A 15,000-nucleotide genomic window follows, 5' to 3' on the forward strand; every position below is an offset into this window, starting at 1 on the left:
GTGTAATGCAGTCGCCATGTCGATGTGGCCGCTCCCGGCTCTGCCACGACACTGCCGTCAGCGGCAAGCAATCTGCGCCCCTGCAGCGCCGGACATTTCATCGCCACGGTCGGTGCCTGCTGGATCAACTGTTCAGTGATCCAGCCCAGCCATGCACCCGATTTATTGATCCGTTTGAGCAGGCCAACGTCCGATAGCTCCACCCAGTCCCCAGCGCGCGCGCGTTCCACCGTTTCGACCATCGAGCAATCAGCGCTCAGATACATCAATAACGTGCGCAATAAACTCTCCGGGCCGCTGAAGCGGCGACCGAACTTCAGCGCTCCCAGCTCTTTTGCCTTGGCTTCCCATCCCTGCGGCAATAGCGCCAACAGCTTCGGCCAATCTTCATCCAGTCTTTGTGTCACGCTTGCTTTCCCTGCTGCTCACTTTGCTTGGTGAATCAGATTCTACTATCTCTTGAGATTTGGTTAGCGCCTATGGGGCTTGCCCCCGCTGGAGCGCGCAGCGGTCCCAAACGCTACCACTGCATTCCCTCGGATAGATCGCGTACTCCGGGTTTACGACTGCTTCGCAGCCGAGCGGGGGCAAGCCCCCTCGCCACAAGTGCCCGCTAGCCGAAAGATATACATCAGTTCCAGCACTTACCGGTAACGACAATCCACCACCCACAAAAAAGCCAACGCCCTCGTCAAAGAGCGTTGGCCTGGTTTGGGAAGGAAGGGGATCAGTGCGCCCCTGCCGCCTTGTTCAAATCACTCTCCGCCCATTGGGTGTAGACACAGGCATCGGCAGTCGCCCAGCGTACCCGCACCGGGTCGCCGGTTTTAAGCGGCATGCCCGCGGCGGATAGCGCTTTGACGGTCATTGCGGTACCGCCGGAGGTGACCACGCTGCAGGTCTGGCTTTCACCGAGGAACAACACTTCGGTGACGGTGGCCGAGACTTCGTTCCAGCCCGGAGCGAGTGGTTCGCTGGCGGCCTGTTCGACGCTCAGGGCCAGGGCTTTTTCCGGGCGGACCATCAGCAGCACTTCCTGATTGGTCTGCAACCCCGAGGTCAGGCGGATCGACAGTGGCTGGCCTTCGAAGCTTGCCACGGCATTGCCCTGGGCCTGGAGCTTGAGGAAGTTCGAGTTGCCGAGGAACGAGGCGACGAAAGCATTCGGCGGATTCTGATAGAGGTCATAACCGCTGCCCAGGCCGACGATCTTGCCATGGCTGAAGATCGCGATGCGTTGCGACAAACGCATGGCTTCTTCCTGATCGTGGGTCACGTAGACGATGGTGATGCCCAGCCGGCGATGCAACTGACGCAGTTCATCCTGCAGGTCTTCACGCAGCTTCTTATCCAGGGCGCCGAGGGGCTCGTCCATCAGCAGGATGCGTGGTTCGTAGACCAGCGCCCGGGCAATCGCCACCCGCTGTTGCTGGCCGCCGGACAGTTGCGAAGGGCGGCGATGCGCAAATTGCTCAAGCTGCACCAGCTTGAGCATCGCATCGACCCGACGTTCCCGTTCGGCGCTGGCCAGTTTGCGAATCGCTAGGGGGAACGCAATGTTGTCGCGCACCGACAGATGCGGAAACAGCGAGTAGCGCTGGAACACCATGCCGATGTCGCGCTTGTGTGGCGGCACATTGACCAGGGATTTGCCGTTGACCTGGATTTCCCCGGAGCTGGGGGTTTCGAAGCCGGCCAGCATCGACAGGGTGGTACTTTTACCCGAGCCGCTGGAGCCGAGGAAGGTCAGGAATTCCCCGTCCTGGATGTCCAGCGAGATGTCGTCCACGGCGGCAAAGTCGCCATAGTATTTATTCAGGTTGCGCAGGCTGACCAGGGTCTTGTTGTCCTGCTGTGCGGGGTCTTTGATCACGGCACTCATTGCTTTCTCCCAGGCGCTCAGGCGCTGACTTCGTTGCGCCGGCGCACAGCGGCGGCGATCACCATGACCAGTACCGACAACGCAATCAGCAGCGTCGAGGCGACGGCGATCACGGGAGTCAGGTCCTGACGCAAGGTGGTCCACATTTTTACCGGCAAGGTTTGCAGGGTCGGGCTGGCCATCATCACGCTGAGGACCACCTCATCCCACGACACCAGGAAGGCGAACAGCGCACCGGCGACCATACCCGGGCGGATCGCCGGGAAGGTCACCTTGTACACCGCTTGCAGGCGTGAAGCGCCACAGATCACCGCGGCATCTTCGATCGACTGATCGAACAGCTTCAGCGAGTTGATGATCGAGATAATGGTGAACGGCAACGCGACGATCACATGGCTGACGACGAAGGCGAACATCGTCCCGGTGTAGCCGAGCTTGAGGAACAGCGCGTACACCGCCACGGCGATGATCACCAGCGGCACGATCATCGGCAGGGTGAACAGGCCATACAGCATTTCCCGGCCGGGGAAGCGTCCACGGACCAGGGCGAAGGCGGTCGGCAAGCCGAGGGCCACGGCAAAGATCGTGGTCAGCACCGCGACCTTGAGGCTGGCCACGGCGGCGTCCATCCACTCGGGATTGGAGAAGAACTGCATGTACCACTTCAGGGTCCAGCCTGGCGGCGGGAACACCAGCCACTGGGAGGAGCCGAACGACAACAGCACGATGAACACGATGGGCAGCAACAGGAATAACGCTATGACCCCGGTAGTGAGGTAAAGGCCGAAACGCATGCGCCGACTCATGGCATTGGCGGTCAATAACATGATGGCTTACCTCGAGTTGCTGGAGCCGACCGGGGATTCCGGTTGCAGCTTCAGGTAGAAGTAGAACAGCACCAGGGTGATCAGGATCAGCAAGGCTGCGCCCGCGCTGGCCAGGCCCCAGTTGAGGAACGATTGCACCTGCTGGATGATGAATTCCGGCAGCATCATGTTCTGCGCACCGCCGAGCAGGGCCGGGGTGACGTAGTAACCGAGCGACATGACGAACACCATCAAGCCACCGGAGAACAGGCCTGGCCGGCACAGCGGCAGGAACACCCGGAAGAAATTGCTCCAGGGGCTGGCGCCGCAAATGGAGCCGGCCTGCAACACCATCGGATCGATCGCTTGCATGGTCGCCTGCAGCGGCAGGACGATGAACGGAATCATGATGTAGCTCATGCCGATCACCACCCCGGTCAGGTTATGCACCATCTCCAGCGGTTGATCGATGATGCCCATGGCCATCAACGCCTTGTTGATCACCCCTGAAGCCTGCAGCAGTACCAGCCAGGAATAGGTGCGCGCCAACAGGCTGGTCCACATCGACAGCAGGACGATATTCAGCACCCAGCGGCCCCAGCCACGGGGCACCAGGGTAATCGCCCAGGCCAGGGGAAAGCCCAGCAGCAGGCTGAACACAGTGACCAGACCGGCAACGGCGAAGGTGTTGATTAGTACGCGGGCATACGCCGAATTGGCGAACAGCTCGGCGTAGTTGCCCAGTCCTGGCGTCGGCTCGAGCACTCCGCGCAGCAGCAGACTGATCAGCGGGGCGAAGAAAAACAGGCCAAGGAACAGCAGTGCCGGCAGCAGGTTGCTGGAACCGCGCCAACGTTGGGTCAGTGAAGCGGAATGCTTCATTGCCGCCGCCTTGCCTGGAGCCGAACCGGTGGCGCCCGAGGCGCCCTCGACCGGAGTGGATTGACGGGACGCAGTGGCCGTCATTTTCATTTGAGCAGCCATTCGTTCCACCGTGTCGCGATGCTCTGACCATTCTTGGCCCAGTACGCGAAGTCGAGAGTGATCTGATCCTTAGCGTAGGCAGTCGGCAGGTTGGGTGCCAGTACTGAGTCCAGGCGTTGCACGCTATCGGTGTTGATTGGCGCATAAGCAGTCAGGTTCGAGAAGTCGGCCTGGCCTTTGGCGGAGCTGGAGTTGGCCAGGAAGCGCATGGCCGCGTCCTTGTTTTTCGAACCCTTTGGGATGACCAGGAAGTCGGCCATGACCAGGTTCTGTTTCCAGCTCACGCCAACCGGTGCGCCATCTTCTTGCAGGGCATGGATCCGACCGTTCCAGAACTGACCAAGACTGGCTTCACCGGAGGCCAGCAGTTGCTGGGATTGCGCGCCGCCGCCCCACCAGACGATGTCTTTCTTGATGGTGTCGAGTTTCTTGAAGGCGCGGTCCAGGTCCAGCGGGTAGAGCTTGTCGGCGGGAACGCCATCGGCCAGCAGGGCCAGCTCGAGCGCGCCAGGGCTTGGCCATTTGTAGAGGGCGCGTTTGCCTGGATAGGTTTTGGTGTCGAACAGCGCGGTCCAGTCCTGGGGTTTGCCGGCACCGAGCTTGCCTTCGTTGTAACCGAGGACGAAGGAGAAGTAGAACGAGCCAACGCCGTGATCGGAGACGAAGCGCGGGTCGAGTTTGTCGCGCTGGATGATGTTGAAGTCCAGCGGCTCGAGCAAGCCTTCAGCCGCTGCGCGCAAGGCGAAGTCGGCTTCGACATCGACCACGTCCCATTGCACGTTGCCGCTTTCGACCATGGCCTTGAGTTTGCCGTAGTCGGTCGGGCCGTCCTGGACCACCTTGATCCCGCTGGACTTGCTGAAAGGGTCGGCCCAGGCCTGCTTTTGCGCGTCCTGGGTGGAGCCGCCCCAACTGACGAAACTCATGCTGTCAGCCGCTTGGGCTGCAGTGCAGGTCAGCGCCAGGAGGCCTGCTGCGAGTATCGCGGTTGCACGTTTATTCAACACCATTTTCACGCCCTCATTTGTTGTGGTTTTGAGCGGGTTGTTGATGCCCGCTTATCGGGAGCAGTAGGTCCATCACAGGGGATAAATCGTCCGGCCTATGGAATATCATATTATGGTATTCCAAGCTTTCTGCAAGACCTTCGCCATACCGATTGTCAGTAGAGGGCGATAATTTGTGCATCCGCAGACCATCAGGAGTACGCAAAACCCTGTGGGAGCGAGCCTGCTCGCGATGGTCTCAAGGGCGGCGCGTTTATTCAGAAAGTACGCGTTACCGTTAACGACCATCGCGAGCAGGCTCGCTCCCACAGTTGGGTAGGGCGTCAACCGGTAAACGGAATGCTCTCGACCACTTCCAGGTCGTACCCGGTCAGGCCGGCATACTTGAGCGGCGGCCCGAGATGGCGCAGTTTGCCAACGCCAAGGTCTTGCAGAATCTGTGCTCCGGTGCCGACTTCGGAATAGATATGCGACTGCGAGCGGGTGTATTGCCGCGGTGGTTGGGTCAATTGCGGGATGCGCTCAAGCAACGCCTGGGAAGATTCGTGATTAGCCAGCACCACCACCACGCCGCGGCCTTCTTCGGCGACTTTTTGCAGTGCTGCCCACAGCGTCCAGTTCGACGGCCCGGTGTACTCGGCACCGACCAGATCGCGCAGCGGATCGATCACGTGCACGCGGACTAGCGTCGGTTCTTCGCGACGGATATCGCCCATGACCATGGCCATGTGCACGCCGCCTTCGATCTTGTCCTCATAGGTAATCAACCGGAAGTTGCCATGAACCGTCGGCAGTTCGCGCTCGCCGATGCGCGTCACCGTGTGTTCGGTGCTGAGTCGGTAATGGATCAGATCGGCGATGGTGCCGATCTTGATGCCGTGGCGGGTGGCAAAGATTTCCAGATCCGGTCGGCGGGCCATGGTGCCGTCATCGTTCATCACTTCAACGATCACCGAAGCCGGGGTAAAACCGGCCAGGCGCGCCAGGTCGCAGCCGGCCTCGGTATGCCCGGCGCGGGTCAGCACGCCGCCTTCCTTGGCGCGCAACGGGAAGATATGTCCGGGTTGCACCAGGTCCTGCGCAGTGGCAGTCGCCGCCACGGCAGCCTCGACAGTGCGGGCGCGGTCGGCGGCGGAGATGCCGGTGGTGACTCCGGTAGCGGCTTCGATGGACACGGTAAAAGCAGTGCTGAACGCGCTGCCATTGCTCGGCACCATCTGCTCAAGACCCAGTCGCTGGCAATGTTCTTCGGTCAGCGTGAGGCAGATCAGGCCCCGTGCTTCGCGGGCCATGAAGCTGATCGCCTCGGCGTTGCAGCGGTCGGCGGCGAGCAGCAGGTCGCCTTCGTTTTCCCGGTCTTCATCGTCGACCAGCAGGACCATCTTGCCTTGGCGGTAATCTTCGATAAGTTCTTCGATGCTGTTGAAGGCCATGCTCGGACTCTCTATGTCGCGAATGGTGGAAGGTTTGTGTTTATGGTATACCATAATACAAAATAAACCGAAATGACGAGGTCGTAATGAAGGCTTACTGGATCGCACACGTCGATGTCACCCACCCGGATCAATACGTTCAATACACCCAGCGCGCACCCGCAGCCTTTGCGCTATACGGCGGCAAGCTGCTGGCCCGTGGCGGGCGTTCCGAGGCGATGGAGGGCAGGGCGACGCCGCAACGCAGCGTGGTGATCGAGTTCGAATCCTACGAGCAGGCGCTGGCCTGCTACCGCTCGGCGGAATACCAGCAGGCGTGCCAGTACCGCCAGGGCGCGGCCAGGGCTGAAGTGATCATTGTCGAAGGGTATGAAGCCTGAAAGTCAGCGGATGAAGTGGATTTTGCCGCTGTCGTCGTTGCCCATGTAGATGCCGTAGACACCCGCCTGGCGTTCCTCGATATAACGTTCGAGGATCTGCCGGATGGCCGGGTAATAGATGCTGTCCCAAGGAATGTCCTCGGGCGCGAAGAAACGACAGTCGAGGGTTTCCGGGCCGTAAACACCCGTGTCCTCCACGGCGATGGCGCGGAAGATGATGTAGACCTCGCTGATCTTCGGCACGCTGAAGATCGAGTAGGGCGAGAGGATTTCCGCGCGCACTCCGGTTTCTTCCCAGACTTCGCGCAGGGCGCCCTGCTCGGTGGTTTCGCCACTTTCCATGAAGCCGGCGGGCAGGGTCCAGGTGCCGGGGCGTGGCGGAATCGCCCGCTGGCACAACAGGTACTTGCCGTCCTGCTCGATGATGCAGCCGGCAATGATCTTCGGATTGATGTAGTGGATGTAACCGCAGCCGCCGCACATCAAGCGCTCATGGGTATCGCCCTGGGGTTGCTGGTGACTGAGGTCACCGCCACCGCATTGCGGACAAAAGCGCGGGAGGGGCATGATCAGCGACCTATGCGCGGTTCTTTGAGAACGATCGGCGAAACGATGTCGCGCACTTTTTCAGTCTCGTTCTGCTTGAGCTTGAGGTAGTCCAGCGCGACTTTCGCGGCGGCGCGGACGTGATCGACCGAAGCCTGATGCGCCGCCAGCGGATCACCGCTCTTGATCGCCTCGACCATGCGCTCCATTTCCTGGTTACTGGCACCGCGGCGGTTTTCCTGGGACACCGAGGTCGCGCGCAGGTAGCTGATGCGGGCCTGCAACTGGCGCAGCTGGGTGGCCGCGACGTGGTTGCCCGAACCTTCCAGCAACACGTCGTAGAAGCCTTGTACCGAATCGATCACTTGCTGCAATTCGCCGTCCTTGAGGGCCTTGCGGTTCTCCTCGAGGGCTTTTTCCAGGGCTTTAATATCCTTGGGCTTGGCGCGCAGGGTGAACAGCTGGACGATCAGACCTTCGAGCACGCAGCGCAGCTCGTAGATATCGCAGGCGTCTGCCAGGGTGATGATGGCGACGCTCGGGCCCTTGGCATCGGCGAATTCCACCAGGCCTTCGGATTCCAGGTGGCGCAAGGCTTCCCGCACGGAAGTGCGGCTGACGCCCAGGCGTTCACACAGATCCCGCTCGACCAGACGGTCTCCCGGCAGCAGCTGGAAGTTCATGATGGCGCTTCGCAGTTTATCCAGCACGATTTCGCGCAGGGTAACGGGGTTGCGATTGACCTTGAAGCTGTCGTCAAGTGGCAGGCGTTTCATCGGGTCCGCTCTGAGTGTGGCTGTCCATGTAAAAAGAGCACTTCGATCACATCGATCGGCAGTGCTCCGCTTGGATTGAACAGCCAGTGATTAACTGGATGCCTCGGCGTCGGCTTCGGCGAATGCTTCACGGGCGAGACGGAAACTGTCTACGGCTGCGGGAACCCCGCAATAGATGCCTACCTGAAGCAGGATCTCGCGTATTTGTTCACGACTCAGACCGTTGCGCAAGGCGCCGCGTACGTGCAGCTTGAGCTCGTGTGGCCGGTTGAGTGCCGAAATCATCGCCAAGTTTATCATGCTGCGTTCTTTAAGCGATAAGCCCTCACGGCCCCAGACGTGGCCCCAGCAGTACTCGGTGACCATTTCCTGCAACGGGCGGGTGAAGTCGTCGGCGTTCTCGATCGATTTGTTCACATAATCCTGGCCCAGCACCTGGGTGCGGATCGCCAGGCCTTTCTGGTATTTCTCGTTGTTCATGTCAGATCGCTCCTGCCGGATCAAAGTCCGCCCATCAGGGTGTATTTGAGTTCAAGGTAATCGTCGATGCCGTACTTCGAACCCTCGCGGCCCAGGCCCGACGACTTGATTCCACCAAAGGGCGCGACTTCGGTGGAAATCAGCCCTTCGTTGATGCCGACCATGCCGTACTCCAGGCCCTCGCTCATGCGCCAGGCACGCCCCAGGTCACGGGTGTAGCAATAGGCGGCGAGGCCGAATTCGGTGTCATTGGCCATGCGCAGCGCGTCGCTTTCGCTGCTGAAACGGAACACTGCGGCCAGCGGGCCAAAGGTTTCTTCGCTGGCGACTTTCATCTGCGCGGTCAAATCGGCAATGACCGTTGGCTGGAAGAAGCCATGGCCCAGGGCATGCCGTTCGCCACCGCAGAGCAGCCGGGCGCCTTTGCCCAGGGCGTCCTGCACATGGTCCTCGACCTTGGCCACTGCGCGCTCGTTGATCAGCGGGCCCTGGCTGACGCCGGCCGCGAAACCATCGCCGACTTTCAGTTCGCCGACTCGCTCGGCGAGGCGGGCGACGAATGCGTCATGGATACCGTCCTGCACCAGGAAGCGATTGACGCAGACGCAGGTCTGGCCGGCGTTGCGGAATTTGGCGATCAAGGCGCCTTCGATCGCGCGTTCCAGGTCGGCATCGTCGAAGACAATGAACGGCGCATTGCCACCCAGCTCCAGCGAGACTTTTTTCAGGGTCGAGGCGCATTGGGCCATCAGCAGTTTGCCAATGGCTGTGGAGCCGGTGAAGGACAGCTTGCGCACTTCGGGACTGGCGGTCAGCTCGGCACCAATCGCCACGGCATCGCCGGTAATCACATTGAATATCCCCGGCGGAATGCCGGCCTGTTCCGCCAACGCGGCCATGGCCAGTGCCGAAAACGGCGTTTCCGGTGCCGGTTTGACGATGCATGGACAACCGGCGGCCAGCGCCGGGCCGGCTTTACGGGTGATCATCGCCGCCGGGAAATTCCACGGAGTAATGGCCGCGACCACCCCGATCGGTTCCTTGCTGACGACGATCCGCGCATCGCCCTTGTGGCTCGGAATGGTGTCGCCGTAGATGCGTTTGGCTTCTTCGGCGAACCACTCAATGAAGCTTGCGGCGTAGAGAATTTCACCCTTGGCTTCGGCTAAAGGCTTGCCTTGTTCCAGGGTGAGAATCTCGGCCAGGGCGTCGGCGTTTTCCAGCATCAAGGCGTGCCAGCCCTTGAGCAGGGTGCTGCGCTCCTTGGCGGTTTTTGCCCGCCAGGCCGGCCATGCGGCATTGGCCGCGGCGATGGCTGCGCGAGCCTGGGCTGCACCAAGGTTCGGCACATGGCCGATCACTTCACCGGTGGCCGGGTTGTAAATCGCTTGGCGACTGCCGTCCTGGGCATCGCACCATTGGCCATTGATGTAGGCCTGCTGGCGGAACAGTTGCGAGGCTGCTGGGGTCATGCCGGCTCCCGGAAATAAAAAGGGGCCGCACCTTGAGTGGTGGTGTGCGGCCCTGAAGAAAAGTGTTCAGACGAGGGTGGGCAGCGGGCCCAGCTTGCCGCGGTGATAAATCATCGGCGTCACCGGCTGCTCGGGCAGGATCAGGTTCTTCACCGCGCCGACGATGATGGCGTGGTCGCCGCCATCGTATTCGCGCCACAGCTCGCACTCGATAATTGCCGTGGCCTCGTTCAGCAGCGGGTTGCCCAGCTCGCTCAGGTGCCATTCGATGCCTTTGGTCTTGTCCTTGCCTTTACTGGCGAAGGCGTAGGCCAATGCCTGCTGGTCCGCCGAAAGCAGATGGATAGCGAAGCGTTTGCTGTCGCGCAGGACCGGGTAGGTGTCGGAGGCGTAGTTCGGGCAGAACAGCACCAGCGCCGGGTCGATCGACAACGCACTGAAGGCGCTGGCGGTGATACCGACGATGCCGCCCTCGGGGTCGAGGGTGGTGACCACCGTGACCCCGGAGGGGAAGGAGGCCATGACTTCTTTATAAATGCCAGGTTCGATCATTTCGGGCCATCCTCAACGCATGACAAAGGGGTCGGGCATCGGTGCCGACGAGAGGTTGATCCATACCGTTTTCAGCTCGGTATAGGCCAGCACCGAATCGATGCCGCTCTCGCGACCGTAGCCGCTGTTCTTGAAGCCGCCGATCGGCGCCATGGCCGAGACCGCGCGGTAGGTGTTGACCCAGATGATCCCCGAGCGCACATCCCGCGCCAGGCGGTGGGCGCGGCCCAGGTCACGGGTCCAGATGCCTGCCGCGAGGCCGAACTGTGAGTCGTTGGCAATCGCCAGCGCCTCGGCCTCGTCCTTGAAGCGGATCACCGAAGCGACCGGGCCGAAGACTTCTTCCTGCATGATCTTCATCGAGTTGCGGTCGCATTCGAACAGGGTCGGCTCGTAGAACCAGCCGTCGTTGTCCATTGGCGGGCGCTTGCCACCCAGGCGCAGCCGGGCGCCTTCGGCGATGGCGTCGGCCACCAGGCCTTCGACCACGGCCAGTTGCTGGGCGGTGGCCATCGGGCCCATTTCGCTGGTGTCGTCCTGGGGGTTGCCAATGCGAATACGCTTGGCCCGTTCCACCAGGCGCTCGACGAATTCATCGTAGATCTCGTCCTGCACCAACAGCCGTGAACCGGACACGCAGCTCTGCCCGGAGGCGGCATAGATGCCGGCGATGGCACCATTGATTGCGCTGTCGAGGTCGGCGTCGGCGAAGATGATGTTCGGCGATTTGCCGCCCAGTTCCAGGGACAACTTGGCAAAGTTCTCGGCACTGCTGCGCACCACATGGCGGGCGGTTGCCGCGCCGCCGGTGAAGGCGATTTTGCGTATCAGCGGGTGGCGGGTCAGGGCGGCACCGGTGCTCGGTCCGTAACCGGTGACGACGTTGACCACGCCCGGTGGAATGCCGGCCTCAAGGGCCAGCCGGGCCAGCTCGAGAATGGTTGCCGAGGCGTGTTCGGACGGTTTGATCACGATGGTGTTGCCCGCCGCCAGGGCTGGTGCCAGTTTGATCGCGGTCAGGTACAGCGGGCTGTTCCAGGGAATGATCGCGGCGACCACACCCATCGGTTCATGCACCGTGTAGGCAAACAGGTCGGGCTTGTCCAGCGGCAGGGTGCCGCCTTCGAGCTTGTCGGCCAGGCCTGCGGTGTAGTGGAAGAATTCTGGCAAGTAGCTGACCTGACCACGGGTCTCGCGGATCAGCTTGCCGTTGTCGCGGCTTTCCAGTTGCGCCAGTTGCTCTTTGTTCTCGGCGATCAGATCACCCAGACGGCGCAGCAATTTGCCCCGGGCAGTGGCGGTCAAGCCGCGCCAGGCCGGACTGTCGAAAGCCTTTTGCGCGGCCTGGACGGCGCGCTCGACATCGGCTTCATCGGCATCCGGCAGTTCAGCCCAGGCTTGAGCCAGCGCCGGATTAAGGCTTTGAAAGGTCTTGCCGCAGAGGGCATCGACCCATTGCCCATCGATGCACATCTGGAAGCGTGCGAGTGTCATGCAACGATCCCCTTTATTTGATTTTGTCGGGTTTGCGCCGTATTGAGGAAGTCCAGCAGCACCTGGTTGACCAGGCGCGGCGACTCTACCGGCATCATATGCCGTTGCTCGTGGAGCACGGCAACTTGCGCGCCGGGAATCCGTTCGGCCAATTGTCGGGCCATTTGCGGTGTGGAACCGGGGTCCAGTTCGCCGGTGGCGATCAGGGTCGGCACCTGGATAGTCCCCAGGTCTTCGGCGCGGTACATGTCCTGGGTGGCGAACAGCTCGTAGGTGGTCAGATAACCTTGCGGGTCATTGCCGGCCAGGGTCTGGCGAATCGCCGCAATCTGCGCCGGATTGGCCGCCTGATATTCGTGGCTGAACCAGCGTGACAGCGCCGCTTCGGCATTCGCATCCGGGCCATGCTCGGCGGCCTGGGCGGTCCTCTCGATGACCCCGGCGCGCTGTTCGGCGCTACGGTTGAACACGCTGTTGAGCACCACCAACCCGAGCAGATGCTGCGGGTAGTGCAGGGCGAAGGCCCGCGCCACCAGCCCGCCCATGGAAAACCCGATCACCGTGGCTTGTGGCAGCTGTAAGTGTTCGAGCAATTCCAGTAGCTGATCGGCATAACCGAGCAGCCCGGTACCCGCTGCCGGGCGCGGGCTGGCGCCATGCCCGAGCATGTCGTAGGCAATGACCCGGTAGTGGGGAGCGAGACCAACGATCTGGCCGCCCCACATTTCTTTGTTCAGGCCCACGCCGTGGATCAATACCACGGGTTGGCCTTGGCCGGTCGCCAGATAACTGGTGCCGGCCGGGGTGAGTTCAGCGCTGAGCCGAATCATGGATCGCTCCTGCAAATCTTATGAGTTACTGGGCTTTCTCTGCGGCCAGTTCTTCCAGATCGATATAGCGGTTGCCGATGCGTGGGTGCAGGCGACCGCCGTTGGCGCAACCGAGGACAACGACAATCTCGTCCGAGCGCGGCGCGTCTTCGATCTGCATTTCCAACGTGATGTAGTGCGAACGCAGACCTTCGTCGTCCTTGTGCATCATCGGAATCTGGATCGAGGTGCCCGGGCCGCCGCGTTTGTTGGTGAAGCTCAGGTAGCTCTTGGCTTGCACCGCTTCGCGGTAGTGGTTGCCGAAACGCAGGGTGTGGATCACCGCGGAGGCATGCTCGATCTCGCCGTCGGCACCGACCACGGCCGCCTTGCCGTAGGCTTCGATCTTGTCTGCACCGCCAATCGTCGCCACCAGGCGCTCGACCATCAACGCCCCCAGATCGGAGCAATTGGCACGGATTTCCGGCTTCAGGTCTTCGACAAAACCACGCCCCAGCCATGGGTTCTTGATAACAACGGCCAGGCCAACCATGGTCACCGGCGTATCAGTGGCCTTGCCGCCTTCGATAAAGGTTTCTTCCACGTAGCTGACGATCTTGCGAATTTCGAAACTCATGAGCGACTCCATATGAGAGAGGGAATGTGTTTGTCGTATGATGGTATACCATAATATTGTGTATGCAAGCATCGGCTGCAAGATCATCGAAAGGGCAGGCGACGGAAGGTAGGGCGGGTAGTGGGAGGTCGGGGGCGAATGCGGGCGGCTGAGTGCTGGCAGCCCATCTTGTGGTTAACCGCTATCTGCAGCGCACGTGAGCTATGTCAGCTGTCTGTGACCGGGCTTGTGCTACGTTGCAGGATTATTGGCTGACGGTGGTACGACGATGAAAATGTTTGCAGGACTCGGTTTGGCGTTCTTGCTCATTTCGGGCTGCACCACTGGCGAGCATCCAGCGCCTGAAAGCGCCGTACCCATCGCGGCGAAAGGCCAGACTGCGCCGCGGGTGAAAGTCGGGGTTTCTGAAAAGGACAAGAATCTGGCGCGAGCCAAGGCGCTGACAGGACTGGAAGGGAAGGGCTGGGACTTTGAACCGCTTTATGGAACGGCCGCCGATCAAAGCGGGCGAGACCTCGCGGTGTGTGGCAAGGCCAGGCAACACAGTGCCCAGGCTACTGCCTATTTTGCTTACTACAACGGCGAGCTGATTCTGTGGGATGAAACAGAGACTCATGGCACAAGCGTGGAAAATCAATTCCTGTCGTTAATCTGTTCCTATGGGTAATCCACTATGACGCCGCGGTCGTCGGTCGCTGGTTTCAGCGATGGGTGGACGTCTCTATAAAGCCATGCTAAATCCAGACTGGGTGTTGGCGAATTCTCCAGGCAACAGCGGTCCCCGTTAAATCGGGGGCGCCAGCAATCATGGTTCTGCAACCGGGAGTCATCTGATGAGCGAAAAACCCGCGATTGTATTGGTACATGGTTTTTGGGGCGGTGCCGCCCACTGGAACAAGGTCATTGTCGAGCTGCTCGGCATGGGTTACTCGAACATCCGCGCGGTAGAACTGGCGCTGACTTCCCTTGCAGACGATGCCGAGCGCACGCGCAAGATGATTGCCCAGGAGCCAGGGCCGGTCCTGCTGGTAGGCCATTCCTATGGCGGTGCGGTCATCACTGAGGCTGGCGATCAACCGAATGTGGTGGGCCTGGTGTATATCGCGGCATTTGCCCCGGACGCGGGTGAGAGCCCCGGCGGAATTACTCAGGAACACTTACCCCTTGCGGCGTCAAACCTGGTACCCGATAGCGATGGCTATTTATGGGTCAAGCCAGAGCTCTATCATGAAAGCTTCTGCCAGGACCTGCCCGCGCAAGAGGGGTTGGTGATGGGCATCACGCAGAAAGCGCCTCTGGCCGGAACCTTTGGCGACGCAATCACGCATCCCGCCTGGAAGAACAAACCGTCGTGGTATCAGATCTCCAGTGAAGACCGGATGATTGCCCCTGAGAACCAGCAGCGGATGGCGGGGCGGCTTAACGCTAGAAAGGTCATTACCCTGAAAGCAAGCCACGCGTCTTTAGCCTCTAAACCGGTGGAAGTGGCAGCACTTATAGATGAGGCTGCAACGGAACTGGAGTCGTTCATTGCGCCGAGCTGATTGCTCTTCTATATAGAGGGGGCAAAAACCGGCGCTTTTCGGGCTTTTTCAGGCTTATCGATAGAAAGCCTCAATTAGTCCTTGACGGCAGATCCTGGAAGTCTATAATTCGCCCCACTTCCGGCGCAGTCGAAACGGAAAACTCCTTGGTAAACAAAGATTTACGCGGTTTTCGACAGCGAGTTGCTTCAGTTCATC

Annotated in this window: 16 protein-coding genes and 1 pseudogene; 3 read left to right on the top strand and 14 right to left on the bottom strand. The window is 60.7% G+C overall.

Translation table 11 applies throughout. The features are described 5' to 3' along the window. The 6 genes and pseudogenes from F8N85_RS32770 to ribBA all read right to left on the bottom strand — a co-directional run. Positions 1–407 (bottom strand): annotated as a pseudogene (locus tag F8N85_RS32770) (hypothetical protein); the annotation flags it as partial. A gap of 320 nt (positions 408–727) precedes the next feature. Next, a complete protein-coding gene (locus tag F8N85_RS32775; RefSeq protein ID WP_150807557.1) occupies positions 728–1,882 on the bottom strand; it encodes an ABC transporter ATP-binding protein in 1,155 nt (384 codons plus the stop codon). Positions 1,883–1,899: 17 nt separating this feature from the next. Beyond that, on the bottom strand, positions 1,900–2,709 hold the full coding sequence (locus tag F8N85_RS32780) for an ABC transporter permease (RefSeq protein WP_150807558.1): 810 nt from the start codon (positions 2,707–2,709) through the stop codon (positions 1,900–1,902). 6 nt (positions 2,710–2,715) lie between these two features. Next, positions 2,716–3,660 (bottom strand): ABC transporter permease, encoded by a 945-nt coding sequence (locus F8N85_RS32785; protein ID WP_191636314.1) that lies wholly within the window; start codon positions 3,658–3,660, stop codon positions 2,716–2,718. Beyond that, entirely contained in the window at positions 3,657–4,682 is a 1,026-nt protein-coding gene (locus F8N85_RS32790) for an ABC transporter substrate-binding protein (RefSeq protein ID WP_150807560.1), read from the bottom strand. Before F8N85_RS32790 ends, F8N85_RS32785 begins: the two co-directional genes overlap by 4 nt. Before the next feature lie 320 nt (positions 4,683–5,002). Further along, positions 5,003–6,112, bottom strand: coding sequence for a bifunctional 3,4-dihydroxy-2-butanone-4-phosphate synthase/GTP cyclohydrolase II (ribBA, locus tag F8N85_RS32800; RefSeq protein WP_150807562.1), 1,110 nt, complete (start codon positions 6,110–6,112; stop codon positions 5,003–5,005). Positions 6,113–6,198: 86 nt separating this feature from the next. Between ribBA and F8N85_RS32805 the strand changes: the two genes are divergently transcribed. Next, complete coding sequence (locus F8N85_RS32805; protein ID WP_150807563.1) at positions 6,199–6,492, top strand: DUF1330 domain-containing protein; 294 nt, start codon at positions 6,199–6,201, stop codon at positions 6,490–6,492. A 3-nt stretch (positions 6,493–6,495) separates the two neighbouring features. On the opposite strand, the gene F8N85_RS32810 is transcribed toward F8N85_RS32805, so the two are convergent. The 8 genes from F8N85_RS32810 to F8N85_RS32845 form a co-directional block, all read right to left on the bottom strand. Continuing rightward, positions 6,496–7,059, bottom strand: a complete 564-nt coding sequence (locus F8N85_RS32810; RefSeq protein WP_150807564.1) for an NUDIX hydrolase — start codon at positions 7,057–7,059, stop codon at positions 6,496–6,498. A 2-nt stretch (positions 7,060–7,061) separates the two neighbouring features. Continuing rightward, a complete protein-coding gene (locus F8N85_RS32815; RefSeq protein WP_150807565.1) occupies positions 7,062–7,814 on the bottom strand; it encodes a GntR family transcriptional regulator in 753 nt (250 codons plus the stop codon). 90 nt (positions 7,815–7,904) lie between these two features. Further along, positions 7,905–8,294: a carboxymuconolactone decarboxylase family protein gene (locus F8N85_RS32820; protein ID WP_150807566.1), complete on the bottom strand. Its 390-nt coding sequence runs from the start codon at positions 8,292–8,294 to the stop codon at positions 7,905–7,907. Positions 8,295–8,314: 20 nt separating this feature from the next. After that, on the bottom strand, positions 8,315–9,766 hold the full coding sequence (locus tag F8N85_RS32825; protein ID WP_150807567.1) for an NAD-dependent succinate-semialdehyde dehydrogenase: 1,452 nt from the start codon (positions 9,764–9,766) through the stop codon (positions 8,315–8,317). A 66-nt stretch (positions 9,767–9,832) separates the two neighbouring features. Then, positions 9,833–10,318, bottom strand: coding sequence for a flavin reductase family protein (locus F8N85_RS32830; RefSeq protein WP_150807568.1), 486 nt, complete (start codon positions 10,316–10,318; stop codon positions 9,833–9,835). Positions 10,319–10,330: 12 nt separating this feature from the next. Continuing rightward, positions 10,331–11,812, bottom strand: a complete 1,482-nt coding sequence (locus F8N85_RS32835; RefSeq protein WP_150807569.1) for an aldehyde dehydrogenase — start codon at positions 11,810–11,812, stop codon at positions 10,331–10,333. Continuing rightward, positions 11,809–12,642 (bottom strand): alpha/beta fold hydrolase, encoded by an 834-nt coding sequence (locus F8N85_RS32840; RefSeq protein WP_150807570.1) that lies wholly within the window; start codon positions 12,640–12,642, stop codon positions 11,809–11,811. The genes F8N85_RS32835 and F8N85_RS32840 overlap by 4 nt, the downstream gene beginning before the upstream one ends. 25 nt (positions 12,643–12,667) lie before the next feature. Further along, a complete protein-coding gene (locus F8N85_RS32845; protein WP_150807571.1) occupies positions 12,668–13,258 on the bottom strand; it encodes an amino acid synthesis family protein in 591 nt (196 codons plus the stop codon). A gap of 268 nt (positions 13,259–13,526) precedes the next feature. Here F8N85_RS32845 and F8N85_RS32850 point away from each other — a divergent pair, with 268 nt between their 5' ends. After that, complete coding sequence (locus tag F8N85_RS32850) at positions 13,527–13,925, top strand: hypothetical protein (RefSeq protein WP_150807572.1); 399 nt, start codon at positions 13,527–13,529, stop codon at positions 13,923–13,925. 166 nt (positions 13,926–14,091) lie between these two features. Further along, complete coding sequence (locus F8N85_RS32855; protein ID WP_150807573.1) at positions 14,092–14,802, top strand: alpha/beta hydrolase; 711 nt, start codon at positions 14,092–14,094, stop codon at positions 14,800–14,802. Positions 14,803–15,000 lie beyond the last annotated feature (198 nt).

The sequence above is a fragment of the Pseudomonas fluorescens genome (genome assembly GCF_902497875.1).
Classification (GTDB): domain Bacteria; phylum Pseudomonadota; class Gammaproteobacteria; order Pseudomonadales; family Pseudomonadaceae; genus Aquipseudomonas; species Aquipseudomonas fluorescens_BR.

Coding starts and splice junctions, on each gene's coding strand:
- F8N85_RS32850 (WP_150807572.1), top strand. CDS start 13,527: ATGAAAATGTTTGCAGGACTCGGTTTGGCGTTCTTGCTCATTTCGGGC.
- F8N85_RS32790 (WP_150807560.1), bottom strand. CDS start 4,682: ATGGTGTTGAATAAACGTGCAACCGCGATACTCGCAGCAGGCCTCCTG.
- ribBA (WP_150807562.1), bottom strand. CDS start 6,112: ATGGCCTTCAACAGCATCGAAGAACTTATCGAAGATTACCGCCAAGGC.
- F8N85_RS32820 (WP_150807566.1), bottom strand. CDS start 8,294: ATGAACAACGAGAAATACCAGAAAGGCCTGGCGATCCGCACCCAGGTG.
- F8N85_RS32780 (WP_150807558.1), bottom strand. CDS start 2,709: ATGTTATTGACCGCCAATGCCATGAGTCGGCGCATGCGTTTCGGCCTT.
- F8N85_RS32810 (WP_150807564.1), bottom strand. CDS start 7,059: ATGCCCCTCCCGCGCTTTTGTCCGCAATGCGGTGGCGGTGACCTCAGT.
- F8N85_RS32805 (WP_150807563.1), top strand. CDS start 6,199: ATGAAGGCTTACTGGATCGCACACGTCGATGTCACCCACCCGGATCAA.
- F8N85_RS32825 (WP_150807567.1), bottom strand. CDS start 9,766: ATGACCCCAGCAGCCTCGCAACTGTTCCGCCAGCAGGCCTACATCAAT.
- F8N85_RS32785 (WP_191636314.1), bottom strand. CDS start 3,660: ATGAAAATGACGGCCACTGCGTCCCGTCAATCCACTCCGGTCGAGGGC.
- F8N85_RS32840 (WP_150807570.1), bottom strand. CDS start 12,642: ATGATTCGGCTCAGCGCTGAACTCACCCCGGCCGGCACCAGTTATCTG.
- F8N85_RS32815 (WP_150807565.1), bottom strand. CDS start 7,814: ATGAAACGCCTGCCACTTGACGACAGCTTCAAGGTCAATCGCAACCCC.
- F8N85_RS32830 (WP_150807568.1), bottom strand. CDS start 10,318: ATGATCGAACCTGGCATTTATAAAGAAGTCATGGCCTCCTTCCCCTCC.
- F8N85_RS32835 (WP_150807569.1), bottom strand. CDS start 11,812: ATGACACTCGCACGCTTCCAGATGTGCATCGATGGGCAATGGGTCGAT.
- F8N85_RS32855 (WP_150807573.1), top strand. CDS start 14,092: ATGAGCGAAAAACCCGCGATTGTATTGGTACATGGTTTTTGGGGCGGT.
- F8N85_RS32845 (WP_150807571.1), bottom strand. CDS start 13,258: ATGAGTTTCGAAATTCGCAAGATCGTCAGCTACGTGGAAGAAACCTTT.
- F8N85_RS32775 (WP_150807557.1), bottom strand. CDS start 1,882: ATGAGTGCCGTGATCAAAGACCCCGCACAGCAGGACAACAAGACCCTG.